The sequence below is a fragment of the Paenibacillus protaetiae genome (assembly GCF_004135365.1).
Taxonomy (GTDB): Bacteria; Bacillota; Bacilli; order Paenibacillales; family Paenibacillaceae; genus Paenibacillus_AP; species Paenibacillus_AP protaetiae.
The window spans coordinates 3045001-3064023 of record NZ_CP035492.1 but is presented as its reverse complement, the minus strand read 5'-3'; the positions used below and the strand labels follow the sequence as shown (position 1 = coordinate 3064023).

Below are 19023 nucleotides of genomic sequence, written 5' to 3'. Positions count from 1 at the left end.
AAAGGGGATTATCGAGATGGAACTGTGGTATACCGAAAAACAAACCGACACCTTCGGCATTACGGCGAAGATTACAAAAACGTATGTGCATGAGCAGACGGAATTTCAGCAGCTGGATGTGATCGAAACCGAGCAGTTCGGCACGATGCTGGTACTGGACGGTATGGTGATGACCACGGTCAAGGATGAATTCGTCTACCACGAGATGGTCGCCCATCCGGTTTTGTTCACTCATCCCCATCCGGAGCATGTGCTGGTAGTCGGCGGCGGCGACGGCGGTGTCATCCGCGAAATTATGAAGCATCCGGGCGTGAAGAAGGCGGTACTTGTTGATATCGACGGAAAAGTCATCGAATACTCCAAAAAATATTTGCCGAGTATTGCAGGCGAATTGGACAATCCGCGGGTTGAAGTGCTGGTAGGCGACGGCTTTATGCATATTCATGACCATAAGCATACATACGATGTCATTATGGTGGATTCCACCGAACCGGTTGGCCCGGCCGTGAACCTGTTTACCCGGGGCTTCTACCAGGGCATTTACGAAGCGCTGAAGGATGACGGCATTTTTGTCGCGCAGACGGACAATCCGTGGTTCAAAGCGGATCTGATCCAGACGGTTAACCGCGATGTGAAGGAAGTATTTCCGATCGTACGCGTTTACTGCGCCAATATCCCGACATACCCAAGCGGCCTCTGGACGTTTACAATGGGCAGTAAAAAATATGATCCGCTTGAAGTCGATGAAACGGCTATTCCGGAAATAGAAACGAACTATTATACGCCGCGACTGCATAAAGCGGCTTTTGTGCTCCCGAGATTTGTGGAAAATCTCGTGAAGTCCTAATATAGCCAAGCCGCCGGGCGATGCAAGCCGAGGCGGCTTTGGCTATTTATTTGGCCAGCCGGGATTTGGGCTGTACATTCGTGACCACACTATATAGTAGAAACAGGCAGGAGATCTGTTATCGAATAAGGAGCTGGATTGGCTGTGCGCATTCATTCCTTCGAGCCGGTTATTGACGATCGTGCCAAGGTGCTCATTTTAGGGACGGCTCCAAGCGTCAAATCGCTGGAACACAAGCAATTTTACGGGCATCCGCGCAATTATTTATGGCCGCTTGTGTACGCGCTGTTTGGCGCCGGGGAGCCGAGTCCGGTATACGAGGAACGGCTTGCTTTTTTGCAGGAGCACCGGCTGGCTGTATTTGATGTCATCGAATCATGCGTCCGCGAAGGCAGCCTCGATATGAATATCCGTGAAGAACGGCCTAATGACTTGCCGGGTCTTGTCCGGCAGTATCCCGGCTTGCGCTGTTTCGCATTTAATGGAAGCAAGGCGTATGACACGTACCGCAAATATTTCAAGAACGAAGCGGCTTTAAGCCATTTGGCGCTGCTTAAGCTGCCGTCGACAAGCCCTATTCCGACACCGGCGATGCGTTCGCTCGAAGACCGGCTGGAAGTATGGAAACAGGTTCTTCCTTATTTAATGGATTAGCGGGAAAGCGGCGGCAATCGTTGAAATTACGGTGCTACCTGTATATAGTTAGTACAGAACAATAACGAACGACGATTGGGAGCAGGAGCAATGTCTGACAGAGAACAAGTCCGCATCAAGCTGATCAGCAAAGCGGACGGTGCGGCTAACGTACAGACCTATACGGGCGAATGGTTTCGCAAGGACAAGTCGGTTTATATCCGTTACGAGGAGCCTGCAGAAGCGGCGGACAGCGGCGCGCCGGTGGAGAGCGTCCGTTCGCTCATCCGTTACCGGCCGGGCGAGCTGTCGCTTGTCCGAAGAGGAGCGCTTCAATCGGAGCAGCTGTTTGTGCGGGGCGTAAGGACAAGGGGCTTTTACCGTTCGCCATTTACTGCGTTTGAGATGGAGACGGCAACAAGCCGCCTTGCGGTGACGCCTTCCGGGAAGGAAGAGCTGCCGTCGCCGCCTTTTACGCTGGATTGGAAATATAAGCTTTGGGTAGGGGAAACGTTGTCGGGTCGATTTGAACTCCGGCTTCACATCGAACCTTTACAGGAAAAGGACATTCAAGGAGGAACCGAATTACAATGACGACAAGTGTACTGGATCAACTATACGAGAAGCTGAAGGAAGCCATTGCGGAGGCGGCTGTGGCCGGAGGGCTTGCCGCACGTGAAGAGCTGCCAAGCTTTGTGCTGGAAGTGCCGAAAGATAAAGCGCACGGCGATCTGGCAACAAACGCGGCGATGCAGCTGACGAAGCTGGCGAAACGCAACCCGCGCCAAATTGCGGAGACGATTATTGCCCATTTGGACAAGGACAAAGCGGGCATTACGTCGGCTGAAATCGCCGGCCCTGGCTTTATTAACTTCCGCCTGGACAAAAGCTACCTGTATCCGGTAATCGGGCAAGTGCTTGCGGCAGGCGATAACTATGGCCGTATAAACGCCGGCAAAGGGGAACGCGTTCAGGTCGAATTCGTCAGCGCGAACCCGACGGGCAACCTCCATCTTGGACATGCCCGCGGCGCAGCTGTTGGCGACGCGCTATGCAATGTGCTTGATTTTGCCGGGTATGAGGTGACCCGTGAATATTATATTAATGATGCCGGCAACCAGGTGGCGAATCTGGCCCGTTCGATCGAAGCCCGTTACCGCCAGGCGCTTGGCCAGCAGGTGGACATGCCGGAGGACGGCTATTACGGCGAAGACATCATCGGTTTTGCCAAGCAGCTCGTAGAAGAGCAAGGCGACAAGCTGCTGGAGCTGCCGGACGACGAGCGGTTTACGTATTTCCGCCAGTACGGGCTGGAGAGGGAGCTGGACAAAATCAAACGCGACCTCGGCAAGTTCCGCGTTGCGTTTGACGTATGGTTCAGCGAGACGTCGCTGTACGAGAACGGACAAGTGACAGCCGCTCTGGACGCGCTGAAGGCGAAAGGGCAGGTATACGAGGAAGAAGGCGCAACATGGCTGTCGACGATGCCTTACGGCGATGACAAAAACCGCGTCCTTGTGAAAAATGACGGATCGTATACGTATTTGACGCCGGACATTGCTTACCACCGCGATAAATACGCCCGCGGCTACGACCGGATGATCAACATTTGGGGCGCCGACCATCACGGCTATATTCCGCGTGTGAAAGCGGCGATGGAAGCGCTTGGGAATGACCCGGACAAGCTGGTTGTGCTTATTGCGCAAATGGTCAGCCTGTTCCAGGACGGCGAAAAGGTAAAAATGTCGAAACGGACCGGCAAAGCGGTAACGATGCAGGATCTGATGGAAGAGGTTGGCGTCGATGCCATTCGTTACTTCTTTACGATGCGCAGCATGGACTCGCATCTTGATTTCGATATGGACCTGGCGATTTCGACATCGAACGAAAATCCGGTGTTTTACGTGCAATATGCGCATGCCCGCATTTGCAGCGTATTCCGCCAAGCGGAAGAGCAGGGCATCCGGCTTGCCGATGTGTCGGCCATCGACTTCAGCAAGCTGTCGTCGGAGATGGAATTCGACCTGCTTCGCAAGCTCGGCGAGCTGCCGCAGGAAATTGCAGATGCAGCGGCTCAATATGCGCCTCACCGGATCATCCGCTACGTATACGAGCTGGCTTCGCAGTTCCACAGCTACTATAGAGCGGAACGCGTCATTACCGAAGACGAGGCGCAGACGAGTGCCCGTCTGGCGCTGCTCGCTGCAGTCCGCATCACGATTGCGAACGTGCTTCGCCTGATCGGCGTATCCGCCCCTGAACGGATGTAATGCGCAGCATTTTATTTTATAAAAGATATGTTTGAAAAGCCCGCTTTGCCGGTTTAACCGGCAGGCGGGCTTTTTTTGCTGCCCGTTGCAAAGTGGCGCCCGCCTTTTTTATGCACATTGCCATTAAATGGTTGACATTTGCGGACTCAGGTGATTTAATATACTCAAGTTAAAAAATTAACTCGAGTGACGGATATAAACGAAGGAGAGGTATTGGGATGAGCGAAGCAGAGGAACTGGATTTTAAGCAGCAGGCGGTTATGGTGATGGAATCATTCGAGCAGCTGAAAGCAGTAAGCGACCCGTTCCGCTCGAAGCTGCTGACGCTGCTGATCGAGCAGTCGTATACCGGGCAGCAGCTCGCCAGGCTGCTGGAGGTGCCGCGGTCCAAGGTGCACTATGCGCTGACGGAGCTGGAGAACACCGGATTTATACGTGTTGCAAGGAAAGAAGAGCTGGGCGGCATCGTACAGAAGTTTTACAAAGCGGTGGCGTACAGCTTCCGTCCCGGCGAGCATCTGATTCCGCAATCGGAATCGATCGAGAACTATAACCGGAACATGATGCTGAATACGTTGTCTCGTGCTGCAACCCGTGCCATGACAGCGCCGGAGGAAGCGTTTATCAACCGCGCCGAAGTTCAGCATCAGCCGCGCCTTACGATGCAATTGGAGGCTAGAGTGTCGGAGGATACCTTTATCCGGTGGCTGATGAAATACCGGGAGCTGCTTAAGGAGCTGGAAGATATGGAAGAAGAGCCGGATGGGCGCTTCTACTATATGTCTTCCGTTGCGTTCGAGATTGACGAACCTTATTTTGAAGAAAACCGGAAACTAGGCGGCGCGGACCATTCCAAGCGATAGCTTGCAGCCGCCAGGCAGCCGTTCCGTTCAGGGAGGATGAGAAAGAATGACAGCTTCCGCGCCTCAACCCGCTGCAAGTGTACGTTATGCCAAGCCAAGTCTGTTCGCCAACACGGCGTTTGTGCAAATTTGGCTGTGCAGTTTATTATCCGGTTTGTTTTTCTCTGCTTATATGCTGGCCGAGAGCTGGTATGTCCTCAACGAGCTTCATCAGCGCTCCTGGCTGGGCATCGTGATGATGGCGACAACGCTGCCCCGGTTTATATTTATGCTGGTTGGCGGGGCGCTTGCGGACCGGATGAGCAAAACGCGCCTTCTCGCACTGTCGATAATGGCTAAATCGGTGCTGCTGCTTATGATGGCAGGGCTTGCTTACGCCGGTTATTTAAAGATTTACCCGCTGCTTGGGTTCGCCTTTTTATTCGGCGTCGCCGATGCTTTGTTCGGGCCGGCTATGCAGTCGCTTATACCGGCATTGCTGGGCAAGGAGCAGCTGCTCCGGGGCAACTCGCTCATCCAGACAGGCAATCAGGCTGTTGTCGTTATCGGCCCCATGATTGGCGGACTGCTGCTGAGCTGGCTGTCCTATCCGGTTATGTTTCTGCTATCGGGCGGTATGATTTTGCTGGGCGGTTTGCTGCTTGTGCGGATACGTATCCCGGGGCGGATGCATCGAGGGAAGTTTCCTCATCGCCGCTGCGTGACTTGGCGGAAGGCTTCCGTTATGTCAAGGCGGCCCCTGTGCTGCTGTCGCTGGGGCTGATGAATGTTGTGACCAACTTTGTTATTGCGGGTCCCGGAAGCTTGTCTATTCCTCTTATCGCGAGCGATGTGCTTCAGGGCAGTTCCGTTGACTTGAGCTTTCTGGAAAGCGCGATTTCTATCGGTATGATTGCCGGTGCGGTTGCGGTAGGCCTCCTTAATCCTAAAAGAAGGCGCGGCGTTATTATATTAGGCCAGCTGCTGCTGCTTGGCGCAGTAATGGTGCTGTTAAGCGGCGCCGTCCAGTTATGGCAGCATGTTGTGCTGTTTGCCGTCCTTGGTTCTATTATTACGTTCGGAAGCATTCCGGTCTCGGCGATGATCCAGCAGCAGACGGAGCCGCATATGATGGGGCGTGTCATGTCCATGATGTCGGCGGTTTCCGGCGGGCTTGTCCCGCTGTCCTTCGCCTGTTCCTCCTTCTTGCTGTCGCAAGGCGTTGCCATTACGCAGCTGCTGCTCGTATGTGGCTTTATCGTTATCGCTTACTTTGTGGTTTTACTGCTGTTTGCCAAAAGGATTCGCGCCATTGATTAGCGGCAGTTCACAATAAACAAGCTGCAGCCTAATAACGGTCTGCAGCTTGTATCATACGAACAACGTCGATTTCTCCTTCGCTTCGCCTGCTTTTGGCGCCGCGGAGCGGGACAAGCGAACGTTTCAGAATCGCTTTGATTTCGTTGGGCGTCAGCCCCGGCTTATAGGAGAGCAGCAGAGCGATGGCGCCGGATACATGCGAGGTGGCCATCGACGTTCCGCTCATTTCATGGTATTTGCCGTGCAGCCAGGCGGAAGTGATTTTATCGCCCGGAGCATACATATCAATATAACTTCCTCTATTGCTGAACGGGGCGATGCGGCGCAGGCGGTTCGTAGCGCCGACGGATATGGTATACGGATAACGGGCGGGATAATCGATGGAACGGCGTTTGCCGTCATTGCCGGACGATGCGACGATAATAACCCCGGCGGTGTGGGCGTTCGTAACCGCGTTCAGCAAAGCTTTGCTGCGGGTTTTCATGCCAAAGCTCATATTGATGACATCCACGCGGTTGCGAACGCACCATTCGATGCCGAGAATAATATCGGAAACATAAGCACTGCCGTTATGGTCAAAAGCTTTTACCGGATAAATAAGCGAGCGGGGCGCTACTCCAATCATGCCGTTCAGCTGGTTGGCCGCAGCAATTGTGCCGGATATATGCGTGCCGTGGCCGTTGTCATCATGGGGAAGCATACTGCGGTTCAGCAAGTTAATGCCCCTGGACAGCGAATGCTTAAGGTCCGGATGGTTAAAATCCACGCCGGTGTCGATCACTCCGACTTTGACGCGGTGGCCGGTCGTGGTTCCCCATACTTGAGGCGCTTTAATTTGCTGGATTCCCCAAGGAATGCCTCTGTCGAGGGTTGCTAACGATTTTTGCGGCGATGAATGGACGGCAATCCGCCTGTCTTGCTCAACAACGATGTCCCCTTGGAACGGGCTGGGCGTTTCCAGGCCGGGCAAGGGCAGGAAATTCCGCGAATAATAGGCATAGCTTTAATGGAAGCGAGAGACCGTTCTAAGTCTTTGCGGTTCGACTTCATGTCCGCCCAATCCTGCAGGAAGCGTCGGTAGTCGCCAGTATGCTGGAAACGAATAATGCGCCTCTGCGTATTGGGCAGGGTTTGTGCAACGGTATCCTGCAGCCAGCGGAGAAAAGCGTGCATATCCAAGTTGTCGTTCCCTCCCGACGGACATTGCTTCAGTATTGTATGAGAGGGTCGACGAGCCGGTATGAGCAACTTGCCTTTTTTTCAATAATTAGGCGTGAAACCGTGTCAAAAAGGGCATATATACATACGATGGATTAAGAGCTCTTAGGGGTTCTTACATTCCCGGAGGCATGCAAATGCCCTACCCGGGCGGATACAGTCAAAGCGAAGGGACGACCCTTCGCTTTTTTTCATGCGGATGGAGGCGCCGGTTTGGCGTTTGTCCGGGGCTTCAGCAACTGTCCGTTTTCTTTTGGAAAGTAGGGCTGTCCGGCTTGCTTTTTCAATAGAAATAGGTTTTACTATATGGTGAAAAAGTGAATGATGGAACTGTACGCCACCATAATTGGCAAGAGAGGAAGTGTCCGTATGAGCAGCAGCAATTATGCACTGAAGCTCGATCCTGAACGAGTGAAAGAGATGCCGATGGTTGACCTGGCGTTCGAGGTGCTTAAAGCAGCGAATACACCATTTTATTACCGCGATCTCATTAAGGAAATCGCTAAAATACGCGGGCTGAGCGAAGCGCAATTTAATGATGTGATTGCCCACGTATATACTGAAATTAATATCGACGGCCGTTTTGCCTGCGTCGGGTCGAATATGTGGGGCTTGAAACGCTGGTATCCGGTAGAACGCTCCGAAGATCCGATCGCGAACTCCAAGCGTCCGCGTATCATTAACGATGAAGACGATGATGAAGATCTGTACGCGGATGATGAAGAAGAAACGTACACGGCGGATGAAGAAGATTACGATTCTTACGACGAAGACAGCGAAGATATCTTCGAAGATGCCGAAGAGGAAGAAGAAGTGGACGAAGAGGTTGTCATTGATGATGAAGACATCGAGGACGACGAGGATGCAGAGGACGCTGATTCGGACGAAGAGGATGAAGAAGATACCGACGAAGACGAAGAACTGGAACGGTAACCTTTTTTACGGATAAGACAGGAAACGGCGTCCATTTCTGCTAAAGAAGTACGCCGTTTCATGCTTGACACGACCTGCTGGCCGAGGGTAAACTATAGCATGGGCTTAAGATTCGGTTAACAAATAGTATGATATAGGCGACTTACGAAAGTGCCCCGTATCTCAATACGGGTGTCACTTTTTTTGTTTGTATGGCCTATGTTGGCCGGTAATTATCCATAATATGGACACTGTATTCTGCGTGAATAGATCCATGTTTGCGATACAAATGGGCAAACCTAAACATTAATTATAGAAGCATGGAGGTTTTCTGCACAGTGACGAAATATATCTTTGTAACTGGAGGCGTTGTATCTTCCTTAGGCAAGGGAATAACGGCGGCTTCGCTTGGACGTTTGCTCAAGAACAGAGGCTTGAAAGTAACGATTCAGAAATTCGACCCTTACATTAACGTTGACCCGGGGACGATGAGCCCTTACCAGCATGGCGAAGTTTTTGTAACGGATGATGGTGCGGAAACCGACCTTGACCTTGGTCACTATGAACGTTTTATTGATATCAATCTTTCCAAAAACAGCAGCGTTACAACTGGCAAAGTGTACTCGCACGTTATTTCCAAAGAGCGCCGCGGCGAATATTTGGGCGGAACGGTTCAAGTTATTCCTCACATTACAAATGAAATTAAAGAACGCGTATACCGTGCAGGCAAAGAAGCGGGCTCTGACGTTGTCATTACGGAAATCGGCGGAACAGTGGGCGATATTGAAAGCTTGCCGTTCCTTGAAGCCATCCGCCAAATTAAAAGCGACGTAGGCCGCGACAACGTGATGTACATTCACGTAACGCTGGTTCCGTTTATTAAAGCGGCCGGCGAGGTGAAAACGAAACCGACGCAGCACAGCGTAAAAGAGCTTCGCAGCATCGGCATTCAGCCGAACGTTATCGTATGCCGTACCGAATACCCGCTGTCGGAAGATTTGAAACGCAAAATCGGCTTGTTCTGCGATATTGACGCGAATGCGGTTGTGGAATGCATCGACGCTTCGACGTTGTACGATGTGCCCCTTCTGCTGCAGGCGCAAGGGCTGGACGATATCGTCTGCAATCATTTGAAGCTGCCGCAAGCTGTGGCCGATATGACCGAATGGACCAAAATGGTCGAGCGCGTCAAATCGCTGCACAAAACGGTGGAAATTGCCATTGTAGGCAAATATGTAGCGCTCCATGACGCTTATCTCAGTATTGTCGAATCGCTTGGCCATGCCGGCATCGACAATGATACCGATATTCAGATCCGCTGGGTGAACGCGGAAGAGCTGACGGACGACAACGTAAGCGAAATGCTGCAAGGCGTGCAAGGCGTGCTTGTTCCGGGCGGCTTCGGCGACCGCGGTATCGAAGGCAAAGTATCGGCGATCCGTTATGCCCGCGAGAACAAAATTCCGTTCTTCGGCATTTGCCTTGGCATGCAGGTTGCCGTTATCGAATACGCCCGCAACGTCGTTGGCCTGGGCAACGCCAACAGTTCGGAAATTAACCCGTCGACGCCGTATCCGGTGATCGACCTGCTTCCGGAGCAGAAGGACATCGAAGACTTGGGCGGCACGATGCGCCTTGGCCTGTACCCGTGCAAGCTCGTACCGGGTTCGCTGGCTGCTACCGAATACGGCAGCGAGCTGGTGTACGAACGCCATCGCCATCGGTATGAGTTCAACAACGAATACCGCGAGCAAGTGGAAAAAGCCGGCCTTCGCATTTCCGGTACAAGCCCGGATGGACGTCTTGTCGAGATGGTTGAGCTTCCGGAACATCCTTGGTTCCTTGCCGTTCAATTCCATCCGGAGTTTACATCGCGTCCGAACCGTCCGCAGTCGCTGTTCCGTGGTTTTGTCCGCGCGGCGCTTACTTTATCCGAGTAGCATCGCCGGCGTTTAAACGAATTTCTTTCGATTATCATTTTTTATTTGGAAGAAGAAGGATTCGAACCCTCTTTTCGCGAATAAATAAATGATTATGGAAGAAGCGGGCCTGCGCACATATGGCCGGGCCGGTTCTCGGGAGGTATGAACTGTTGGATAAGAAAAAAGTTTTGATTGTTGACGATCAGAACGGGATCCGCGTGCTGTTGATGGAAGTGTTCAGCAGCGAAGGGTACAATACTTTTCAAGCAGCAAATGGCAGGCTTGCGCTCGAGATCGTCAAGGAGCATTCTCCGGACCTCGTCTTGCTTGACATGAAAATCCCGGGAATGGACGGATTGGAGATTTTGAAGCATATCAAAGCGATCAACCGTGATATCAAAGTCATTATGATGACGGCTTACGGCGAGCTGGATATGATCAAAGAAGCGACGGATTTAGGCGCTTTGATGCATTTTACAAAACCGTTCGATATTGACGAGATGCGTATTGCCGTAAATATGCAGCTTGGCGGAGACAGCTCGAATAATCGCTTTGCAGTGGGGTCCTGAAGGACCCCGCTTTTTTGATTATGAGGATCGTTAGTCTTTCGTTAGAATTGGCTCATAACCGCCTGCTGAAGAACGGAAGCAAGGTATAATTTCGGGCATAGTTTCCTTTTCACAAAAGCTCCTTAAGGCCTGCCCGCACTGCATTTGGAACGGGTAAAACAGCTTTACCATTGTATGGACCGATGTGGTATAATGACTCAGAATGACAAGTCCGAGACAGGCTTGATATTTAAGATTACTAGGGGGACCAACTATGCCACTCGTATCTATGAATGAGTTTTTGCCAAAAGCCAAAGCAGGTAAATTTGCAGTGGGCCAGTTCAACATGAACAACCTGGAATTTGCTCAAGCGATCACAGAAGCGGCTATTGCAGAGAAATCGCCGTTTATTTTTGGTGTCAGCGAAGGCGCTTTGAAGTACATGGGTATCGAATATACGGTTGCAATTGCCGAAGCGGCGGCTAAACAATCCGGGCTTCCGATTGCGTTGCATTTGGATCACGGCAGCAGCTATGAAATGGCGATGAAATGTATTCGTGCCGGCTTTTCTTCCGTTATGTTTGACGGATCGCATTACAGTCTCGAAGAGAACATTGCGATTACGAAACAAGTGGTTAAAGCGGCACATGCAATGGGCGTATCGGTTGAAGGCGAGCTCGGTACGATCGGTGGCGTAGAAGATGATATTAGTGTGGATGAGGAGCATGCGGCTCTGGCGAAACCGGAAGAAGCTATCCGTTTCTATGAAGAAACCGGTGTAGACTGTCTTGCTATCGCAGTAGGCACAGCTCACGGCATGTATAAAGGCGAGCCCAAAATCCATTATGACATTATTCAAAAAGTAACGGATGCTATTCCGGTACCGGTTGTTCTTCACGGCGGCTCCGGCGTTCCTGACGAAGCGATTCGCCTGTCCATTGCAGCAGGCGTAGGCAAAATCAACGTGAACACGGAGAATCAGGTCGCTTGCACGAATGCGATTCGCGAAATACTTTCGGCGGACAGCAATGTTTACGATCCCCGTAAATATATGGTTCCGGCACGCGAAGCGATGAAAGCGGTCGTTCAAGAAAAAATCCGTCTGTTCGGAAGCAGCAACCAGGCGTAACATACGGAGCGCAGGATAGCAAACCGCCACTTGCCGGCGAACGGGCCAAGCCTGATCGCCGCGGCGGTTTTTCCTATCTTCTCTTCCAAAACACGAGAGGATATATACTGATGGAGAAATTGATGATTCGAGGCGGACGGCCTTTGCAGGGGACCGTTCAAATCAGCGGTGCCAAAAACAGCGCGGTTGCGCTCGTTCCGGCTGCGTTATTGGCGGAGTCGGAAGTTGTGCTCGATAATTTGCCTCATCTAAGCGATGTGGCGGTCTACAGCGAGATTTTGCAAGAGCTTGGAGCAGTCGTCAAATGGGATGGAGATGTCATGCGCATCGACCCGTCCGACCTGCAGTCAAGGCCAATGCCTAACGGCAAAGTGAAGCTGCTTCGCGCTTCCTACTATTTAATGGGCGCTATGCTTGGACGTTTCGGTGAAGCGACCATCGGCATGCCCGGCGGCTGTAATTTTGAACCGCGTCCGATTGATCAGCATATTAAAGGATTTGAAGCGCTTGGCGCTACGGTCAAGAACGACCATGGGTCCATTCATATTTCTGCCAAGCAGCTGCGCGGCGCCAAAATTTATTTGGACGTTGTCAGTGTAGGCGCAACGATTAACATTATGCTGGCGGCTTCCAGAGCCAAAGGCTCCACAATTATTGAAAATGCGGCAAAAGAGCCTGAAATCATAGATGTAGCGACACTTCTTAATGCAATGGGAGCAAAAATTAAAGGCGCCGGTACCGAGACGATCCGGATTGAAGGCGTCGACAGCCTGCATGGCTGCCGCCATTCCATTATTCCGGACCGGATTCAGGCAGGCACATATATGATCGCAGCAGCGGCTACCCGCGGCAACGTGCTGATTGACAATGTCATTCCGAAGCATATGGAGGCCATGACCGCCAAGCTGATCGAGATGGGTGTCCATGTCGAGGAGCTGGATGAGGCGATTCGGATTATCGGCCGGCCGGAATATTCGGCAATCGACGTAAAGGCGCTTGTTTATCCGGGTTTTGCGACGGATCTGCAATCGCCGATGACGAGCCTGCTTACTCAAGCAAACGGCGTCAGCATTTTGACCGATTATGTATACAGCAACCGGTTTAAGCATGTGCCGGAGCTTGTGCGCATGGGCGCCAACATTCGCGTGGAAGGCCGTTCCGCTATTGTGGAAGGCAGCCGGCTGAACGCGGCGGCGGTACGCGCATCCGACTTAAGAGCCGGAGCTGCGCTTGTTGTAGCGGGCCTTACAGTGAAAGAAGGCGTTACCGAAGTGAGCGGCGTCGAATATATCGACCGCGGTTACGATAATTTGGTCGAAAACTTGCAGCTGCTCGGAGCCGAGGTTTGGCGCGAAGGGTAACATTTATGCGCCGGCAGCGCCGTCTATGGACGAATAGGCGGCGCCAATTCCGGCAAAGCTGTTGACAATGAATGAATCGATTAGCTTTGAAAACTGAATAAAGTGGTGAGAACATGACGGATCTTCAGATCAGTGATCTGGAAGAGATGAAGTTGACCGAATTGTATAAGCTGGCGAAGCAGCACCAGATCCCTTATTACGGTCAATTGAAGAAAAAAGAACTGATTTTTGCTATTTTGCGAGCCCAGGCTGAGCAAGGCGGCCTTATGTTTATGGAAGGCGTGCTGGACATTCTTCCGGAAGGATTTGGATTCCTGAGGCCTATCAACTATTTGCCGAGCAAAGAGGACATTTATATTTCCGCTTCCCAAATCAGGCGATTTGATTTGCGTACAGGCGATCTTGTTTCCGGCAAATGCCGTGCCCCGAAAGAAAATGAAAAATATTTCGGCTTGCTGCAAGTAAACGCGGTTAACGGCACCAATCCTGATTTAGCTGCAGAACGGTTACATTTTCCCGCATTAACTCCTCTATATCCGCAAAAGAAACTTGTACTTGAAACGGCTTCTTCCAAACTTTCCACGAGAATTATGGATTTGCTGGCCCCGGTAGGGTTAGGACAACGCGGGCTTATCGTTGCACCGCCTAAAGCGGGCAAAACATTGCTTCTCAAAGAAATCGCCAACAGCATTTCGACGAATAACCCGGATATTGAGCTGTTTGTGCTGCTTATTGACGAACGTCCGGAGGAAGTAACGGATATGCAGCGTTCGGTAAAAGGCGAAGTGGTGGCTTCCACTTTTGACGAGCTGCCGGAAAATCATATCAAAGTGGCCGAACTTGTGCTGGAGCGCGCTTTGCGCCTTGTGGAGCATAAGAAGGATGTCGTTATTCTGCTCGACAGCATTACACGTTTGGCAAGAGCCTACAACCTGGTCGTACCGGCATCGGGACGTACGCTTAGCGGCGGTATCGATCCGGCGGCATTTCATCGTCCGAAGCGCTTTTTTGGCGCAGCCCGCAACGTAGAGGAAGGCGGCAGCTTGACCATTCTGGCTACTGCGCTTATTGAGACGGGTTCGCGGATGGATGACATTATTTATGAAGAATTTAAAGGCACGGGCAATATGGAGCTTCATTTGGACCGCAAGCTGGCGGAACGCCGTATATTCCCTTCGATTGATATCCGCAGATCCGGCACGCGCCGGGAAGAGATGCTGCTGACCAAAGAAGAGCTGGATAAACTATGGGCCGTTCGCAAAAGCATGAACGACTCGATTGAATTTGTTGACGGATTTTTGAAGAAAATGAAAGAAACAAAAGATAATCAGGAATTTTTGATGTCACTTGACACATCGGAAGAACAAAAAACAGAACGTCCAGCGGTTCGAAGCAGCAGCAGCAGCGGAACCCAAGGGCGGCGTACGGCTCCTCGCACGAAATAATGCGGACAGGCGCCGTATTGGAAGGAGAACAAGCAGCATGAACCTCGTATATGCCGACGAAAACGGCAACGTATTTGATCATCCCGATATGATCGCCCTTGGCCGGAGCGGCGACATGATTATCGAACTGATGGATGAGGAGCTTATACCGCTTCCGAGCGGTGCAACGCTGGTCGGATTGCCGCATACGCGGCCGGTTGGCCTGAATCCGGACACCGGCGAGATGCAAGTGCTCCCGGGCAATGTGCAGGCGGTTGGCGCTTTGCTGCCGCAAGGCTTTACCCGGCTTGCTTTGCCAAGTTACGTCAAAACGGATAAAAATGAAAAATTCCCGCTGTTTGGCTACACTTCGGTAGTTTGGAAAGACGGCCGGTTTTATGTGGCGGCGGAACAAAGCGACAACCCGGACAAATGGGATCCGCTGAACTGCGACCGCAATGAAGTCCGGCTGCAAGTAGAACGGCTTTTGAACAAATATCCGGAGAACCGGCTGTATAAACATTTGTCCAACTGTGCGCTTGGCTACGAATGCCTGACCTCCTCGAATACGTTCCTGCAGCGGTGGGAAGGCGGCGTTCCGGTATCGTACTCCTGCAACGCCGGTTGCTTTGGCTGTATTTCGGAGCAGCCGGACGACAGCGGATTCCCGGCGCCGCAGACGCGGATGAATTTTAAGCCGACGGTGGATGAAGTGACCGAAATTATGCTGGAGCATTTGCAGACGCCGGACGCCATTATCAGCTTTGGACAAGGCTGCGAAGGCGAGCCGTCTACGCAGGTGAAGATCATTGTGGAAGCGATGCGCCGTGTCCGCAGCCAGACGGATATGGGATTCATCAACATTAACACGAACGCGGGTTTGACCGATTTTATCCGCGCTATCGTAGATGCCGGGCTGGACCTGATGCGCGTCAGCACCATCAGTGCGATTGACGAGCATTACAATGCCTATTACAAGCCAAGAGCGTACAACCTGTCCAATGTGGAGCGTTCGCTGAAATATGCCACAGACAAAGGGGTATACACATCGATCAACTATTTGATCTTCCCGGGCGTAACCGACCGTGAAGAAGAGATTGAAGCGATGATTGGCTTTGCCAAGCGGACCGGGCTGCGAATGATTCAAATGCGGAACTTGAACATTGACCCGGAAAGCTATCTGTCCCTTATTCCGAAAGCGCAGGGCGAAATTTACGGCATGAAGCAAATGCTGGACATTTACCGCCAGGAGCTTCCGGATGTTGTTATTGGCTCGTTTACGCATTTGCCGCCGTCCTTTGCGGCCGGAGCCGGCCGGAAATAACCGAATCAGGCGCTGTTTGCAGGCGTCAAATCCCTGTTTTTCCAATGGATTATGTCATTGCATTTGCAGAGCAGGGCATGCTATAATCCGTTTATGTGTTATTTGAACTCTGGGTCCGCATGTGATTCAGGGCAGAAAGAGGTGAACGAGATGAAAGAAGCTATTCATCCGACATACCACATTTCCACGATTACTTGCGCTTGCGGCAACACTTTCGAAACAGGTTCGATCAAAAAAGACCTGCGTGTCGAAATTTGCTCCGCTTGCCATCCGTTCTTTACGGGTAAGCAAAAATTTGTGGACGTTGGCGGCCGTGTCGATCGTTTCAAAAAGAAATACGGCATCTAATAGTTACAAACGATATTTTGCCTTCAATTGGCAGAATACAAGAACCTTCCTTAGCCATCCTATGGTTAAAGGGAGGTTTTTTATATGTTTAACACCAAACGAATGCAGCGGAGAAGCCGCTGGAAGCTGCGCTTCCTGCTGTGGGGCTTTTCAGCGGTGCTTCTTGTATCCATAATCGGCTGCGGCAAAGACGCTTCACATCCGCATGCAAACAATTACGGGCATGACGGCTATTTGGGGCTTTCGAACAGTAATCCGAATTTGCCCAATAGCTTTTCGTATTTGAATATAAAAAGCGACGGGAAAATGGTCCGTCAAGTATTGGAGCCGGTTCAAGGCATTAAGCATCTCGGATTAAACTTCAACGGCGCCGATCTTTATGTGAACGTCAAAGCCGACCCGTCTATGTCTGACGAGAACGTCCGCTTGCTCGGGGAAAAGGTGCACAAGATCGTGCAGTTCAACATGCCGCGCTATCATGTGCATGTAACCGCCAAGAAGTAAAAATACGGCTTGTCCGGTTATTTCTTTCCTTTGGTTGCGAATTCGTCCTGAATCCGCTATACTTATCTGTGCCGTGCTAGATGGGGAGGTAGCGGTGCCCTGTAACTCGCAATCCGCTGTAGCGAGGTTGAATTCCTGCTTGAGGTCATGCCGATGTAGGGTCTGGCATTTGCGAATAGTGTTGACAGTCGGGTCCTCCGCAATGGACGCTTGTGAACCCGGTCAGGTCCGGAAGGAAGCAGCCGTAAGCAAGTTAGTTCATGTGCCGGGGGAGTGCCTGACTCGAGCTAGGGTGCAAAGATGCCGCCTGGATCGCTTGAATCAAGAGCAGGTGCACGGTATTAAGAGTACACACAAAGATAACGTTTGGAGCGCCGGGATCATATGATCGGGATGCTGCCAGACGTTTTTTTATTGTTTTACACCGTGATTGCTTATGCCGCTGTTGTACGCCGGTTTCATTTCGAAACTAATGTTTTTATAACAATACCTATCTATTGTATAATAGAACAATGAGGGTTCAGGCCCGCCAATAACAAGAGTTGAGGGGAACGGTCCGCGTGACACATATCGCATTATATCGTGCCTGGCGTCCGCAGACGTTTCAGGATATGGTCGGCCAGCAGCATATTATTCAGACGTTGCAGAACGCAATTCGGGAGCAGCGCATTGCGCACGCTTATTTGTTCAACGGTCCGAGAGGAACGGGCAAGACGACTGCAGCCAAAATTATGGCCAAAGCTGTCAACTGCGTGCACGGCCCTGCTGTAGAGCCGTGTAATGAATGCGATGCCTGCCGCGGAATTACAGCCGGCCATCTGATGGACGTTATCGAAATAGATGCCGCTTCTAACCGGGGGATTGACGAAATCCGCGATATTCGGGAGAAGGTCAGGTATGCTCCTTCCGAAGTTCGGTATAAAGTATATATAATAGATGAAGTTCATATGCTCACGTCGGAAGCGTTTAACGCGCTGCTGAAGACGCTGGAGGAGCCGCCGGGCCATGTCATTTTTATATTGGCTACGACGGAGCCCCACAAACTTCCGGCAACTATTATTTCCCGCTGCCAGCGCTTTGACTTCCGGCAGGTTTCGCTGCCTGAGCAAACATCCCGCCTGCTTGAAATATGCGAGGATGAGCATATTGATGCCGATGAGGATGCCATTCAGTATATCGCCCGTTTGTCCGAAGGGGGCATGCGTGATGCGATCAGCCTGCTGGAGCAGGTTTCTGCTTTTGGCGGCAGCCGTATTACGCTGGAGGGTGCTGTCGAAGTAACCGGCGGCCTTGCGGCGGACCAGTTTTATGAATTGGCGGAAGCGGTCAAAGACCGGAATGTCGGCCAGGCGCTCCCGCTTGTGGAGAAACTGATGCAAGCCGGCAAAAGTGCCGACAAATGTATGGAAAACTTAATTTATTATTTTCGCGATTTGCTTGTGCTCAAGCTTGCCCCGTCCAGCGGCGCAATGACTGAGCGCGTAGTGGATGAAGGGCGCTTCCGCGCCATGGCCGATGCGTTTAGCGCCGACAGGCTGTTCCGCTTAATCGATACGCTTAACCGTTACCAGACGGAGATGAAGCATGCCCTTCAGCCGCAGACGCTGTTTGAAGTAGCGCTAATGAAGTTATGCGCCGATAGCGGAGAAGCGGTTGAGGCATCACGGGTGGAAGCGGCAGCGGCTTCCGCGGCGGCGGGAGTGCCTTCCGGCGAAGTGCAGCGGCTGCGGCAGCAGGTGGATGCGCTGGAGCGGAAGCTGGAGCAGCTCGCCCAAAGCGGAACTGCCGTGCAAGGCGGCCAGGCAGCTCCTGCCCCATCAGGAGGCGCATCGGCCCGCGGCGGGGCGCAGCGGAGCGCCATTTCCAGCAGGGGCGGCGCTTTTGGTTCCGGCGGAGGCATGATGCGCGCCGCTGTGAAGCTGGAGCCGTTTCTGGCCGCTGCGAACAGCCAGGACACGTCGAGGATACGAGCCAAGTGGGGCGAAGTGCTCCACCGCGTCAAAGAAGCGAAAATCACCGTCCATGCTTGGCTCGTTGACGGAGAGCCCGTCTCATCTGCCGATGGAACGGTGCTCGTCGCGTTCAAAAACACGATGCACCGGGAAACGACCGAAAAGCCTGCTAACCGCGAAATTATCGAGCGGGTAATGCAAGAGGTGCTTGGTGCGCCGTATAAGCTGGCCACAACGTTAATGAAGGAGTGGCACGCGGCGCCGTCTGGCGCTGCTAAAGACCAGTCCGGCAGCGGCGAGCCGTTCCAGCTGCAGCCGGAGGATCCGGGAGGCGCATCCGAAGCTTCACGCCCTCCTTGGGTGGAAGAAGCGGTAAAGCTTTTTGGCGAAGATCTGGTTGTCATTAAAGATGAACACTAATTCTAAATTAGAGGTGAATGAACAATGAACAATATGAACCAAATGATGA

The 19023-nt window shown here is 52.1% G+C and carries 16 protein-coding genes, 1 other RNA gene and 2 pseudogenes (1 of these 19 only partly in view); 18 read left to right on the top strand and 1 reads right to left on the bottom strand.

All coding sequences use genetic code 11. The annotated features are described in order from the left end of the window. Positions 1–16: 16 nt before the first annotated feature. The 6 genes and pseudogenes from speE (at position 17) to ET464_RS20905 (ending at position 5912) form a co-directional block, all read left to right on the top strand. Positions 17–847, top strand: a complete 831-nt coding sequence (gene speE, locus ET464_RS14145) for a polyamine aminopropyltransferase (RefSeq protein ID WP_129441935.1) — start codon at positions 17–19, stop codon at positions 845–847. A 144-nt stretch (positions 848–991) separates the two neighbouring features. Further along, complete coding sequence (locus tag ET464_RS14140) at positions 992–1501, top strand: DNA-deoxyinosine glycosylase (RefSeq protein ID WP_244226542.1); 510 nt, start codon at positions 992–994, stop codon at positions 1499–1501. Between the two features lie 90 nt (positions 1502–1591). Continuing rightward, positions 1592–2074 (top strand): YwiB family protein, encoded by a 483-nt coding sequence (locus ET464_RS14135; protein ID WP_129441931.1) that lies wholly within the window; start codon positions 1592–1594, stop codon positions 2072–2074. After that, positions 2071–3750: an arginine--tRNA ligase gene (gene argS, locus ET464_RS14130; RefSeq protein WP_129441929.1), complete on the top strand. Its 1680-nt coding sequence runs from the start codon at positions 2071–2073 to the stop codon at positions 3748–3750. Before ET464_RS14135 ends, argS begins: the two co-directional genes overlap by 4 nt. A gap of 218 nt (positions 3751–3968) precedes the next feature. Further along, positions 3969–4613, top strand: coding sequence for an ArsR/SmtB family transcription factor (locus ET464_RS14125; protein ID WP_129441927.1), 645 nt, complete (start codon positions 3969–3971; stop codon positions 4611–4613). Between the two features lie 46 nt (positions 4614–4659). Continuing rightward, a pseudogene (locus tag ET464_RS20905) lies at positions 4660–5912 on the top strand (MFS transporter). A 28-nt stretch (positions 5913–5940) separates the two neighbouring features. On the opposite strand, the pseudogene ET464_RS14115 reads toward ET464_RS20905, so the two are convergent. After that, positions 5941–7091: pseudogene (locus ET464_RS14115) on the bottom strand (S8 family peptidase). A gap of 408 nt (positions 7092–7499) precedes the next feature. On the opposite strand from ET464_RS14115, the gene rpoE reads away from it, so the two are divergent. From rpoE to ET464_RS14055, 12 genes are all read left to right on the top strand, one after another. Further along, positions 7500–8063 carry a DNA-directed RNA polymerase subunit delta gene (gene rpoE / locus ET464_RS14110; RefSeq protein ID WP_129441922.1) on the top strand — a complete coding sequence of 188 codons (564 nt, stop codon included), beginning with the start codon at positions 7500–7502 and terminating at the stop codon, positions 8061–8063. Between the two features lie 317 nt (positions 8064–8380). Then, positions 8381–9982 carry a CTP synthase gene (locus ET464_RS14105; RefSeq protein WP_129441920.1) on the top strand — a complete coding sequence of 534 codons (1602 nt, stop codon included), beginning with the start codon at positions 8381–8383 and terminating at the stop codon, positions 9980–9982. Between the two features lie 152 nt (positions 9983–10134). After that, positions 10135–10533 (top strand): response regulator, encoded by a 399-nt coding sequence (locus ET464_RS14100; protein ID WP_279630098.1) that lies wholly within the window; start codon positions 10135–10137, stop codon positions 10531–10533. Positions 10534–10786: 253 nt separating this feature from the next. Continuing rightward, positions 10787–11641, top strand: a complete 855-nt coding sequence (gene fba / locus ET464_RS14095) for a class II fructose-1,6-bisphosphate aldolase (RefSeq protein WP_129441915.1) — start codon at positions 10787–10789, stop codon at positions 11639–11641. 110 nt (positions 11642–11751) lie between these two features. Further along, positions 11752–13002, top strand: coding sequence for a UDP-N-acetylglucosamine 1-carboxyvinyltransferase (locus tag ET464_RS14090; protein ID WP_129441913.1), 1251 nt, complete (start codon positions 11752–11754; stop codon positions 13000–13002). A gap of 113 nt (positions 13003–13115) precedes the next feature. Continuing rightward, entirely contained in the window at positions 13116–14447 is a 1332-nt protein-coding gene (gene rho, locus ET464_RS14085; protein ID WP_129441911.1) for a transcription termination factor Rho, read from the top strand. A 37-nt stretch (positions 14448–14484) separates the two neighbouring features. Then, positions 14485–15750 carry a radical SAM family protein gene (locus ET464_RS14080; protein WP_129441909.1) on the top strand — a complete coding sequence of 422 codons (1266 nt, stop codon included), beginning with the start codon at positions 14485–14487 and terminating at the stop codon, positions 15748–15750. Between the two features lie 150 nt (positions 15751–15900). Next, positions 15901–16098: a 50S ribosomal protein L31 gene (gene rpmE / locus ET464_RS14075; RefSeq protein ID WP_129441907.1), complete on the top strand. Its 198-nt coding sequence runs from the start codon at positions 15901–15903 to the stop codon at positions 16096–16098. An 84-nt stretch (positions 16099–16182) separates the two neighbouring features. Continuing rightward, on the top strand, positions 16183–16602 hold the full coding sequence (locus ET464_RS14070) for a hypothetical protein (protein ID WP_129441905.1): 420 nt from the start codon (positions 16183–16185) through the stop codon (positions 16600–16602). A 71-nt stretch (positions 16603–16673) separates the two neighbouring features. Beyond that, positions 16674–16941, top strand: an RNA gene (gene ffs, locus ET464_RS14065) — signal recognition particle sRNA large type. 221 nt (positions 16942–17162) lie between these two features. Further along, positions 17163–18974 carry a DNA polymerase III subunit gamma/tau gene (gene dnaX / locus ET464_RS14060; RefSeq protein WP_129441903.1) on the top strand — a complete coding sequence of 604 codons (1812 nt, stop codon included), beginning with the start codon at positions 17163–17165 and terminating at the stop codon, positions 18972–18974. A 24-nt stretch (positions 18975–18998) separates the two neighbouring features. Then, on the top strand, positions 18999–19023 hold the beginning of the coding sequence (locus ET464_RS14055) for a YbaB/EbfC family nucleoid-associated protein (protein WP_129441901.1). It continues 287 nt past the right edge of the window; 25 of the gene's 312 nt are visible here — the first part of the coding sequence; its start codon is at positions 18999–19001; its stop codon lies beyond the right edge, outside the window.

Coding starts and splice junctions, on each gene's coding strand:
- rpoE (WP_129441922.1), top strand. CDS start 7,500: ATGAGCAGCAGCAATTATGCACTGAAGCTCGATCCTGAACGAGTGAAA.
- ET464_RS14125 (WP_129441927.1), top strand. CDS start 3,969: ATGAGCGAAGCAGAGGAACTGGATTTTAAGCAGCAGGCGGTTATGGTG.
- fba (WP_129441915.1), top strand. CDS start 10,787: ATGCCACTCGTATCTATGAATGAGTTTTTGCCAAAAGCCAAAGCAGGT.
- ET464_RS14090 (WP_129441913.1), top strand. CDS start 11,752: ATGGAGAAATTGATGATTCGAGGCGGACGGCCTTTGCAGGGGACCGTT.
- ET464_RS14135 (WP_129441931.1), top strand. CDS start 1,592: ATGTCTGACAGAGAACAAGTCCGCATCAAGCTGATCAGCAAAGCGGAC.
- argS (WP_129441929.1), top strand. CDS start 2,071: ATGACGACAAGTGTACTGGATCAACTATACGAGAAGCTGAAGGAAGCC.
- rho (WP_129441911.1), top strand. CDS start 13,116: ATGACGGATCTTCAGATCAGTGATCTGGAAGAGATGAAGTTGACCGAA.
- rpmE (WP_129441907.1), top strand. CDS start 15,901: ATGAAAGAAGCTATTCATCCGACATACCACATTTCCACGATTACTTGC.
- ET464_RS14080 (WP_129441909.1), top strand. CDS start 14,485: ATGAACCTCGTATATGCCGACGAAAACGGCAACGTATTTGATCATCCC.
- ET464_RS14070 (WP_129441905.1), top strand. CDS start 16,183: ATGTTTAACACCAAACGAATGCAGCGGAGAAGCCGCTGGAAGCTGCGC.
- speE (WP_129441935.1), top strand. CDS start 17: ATGGAACTGTGGTATACCGAAAAACAAACCGACACCTTCGGCATTACG.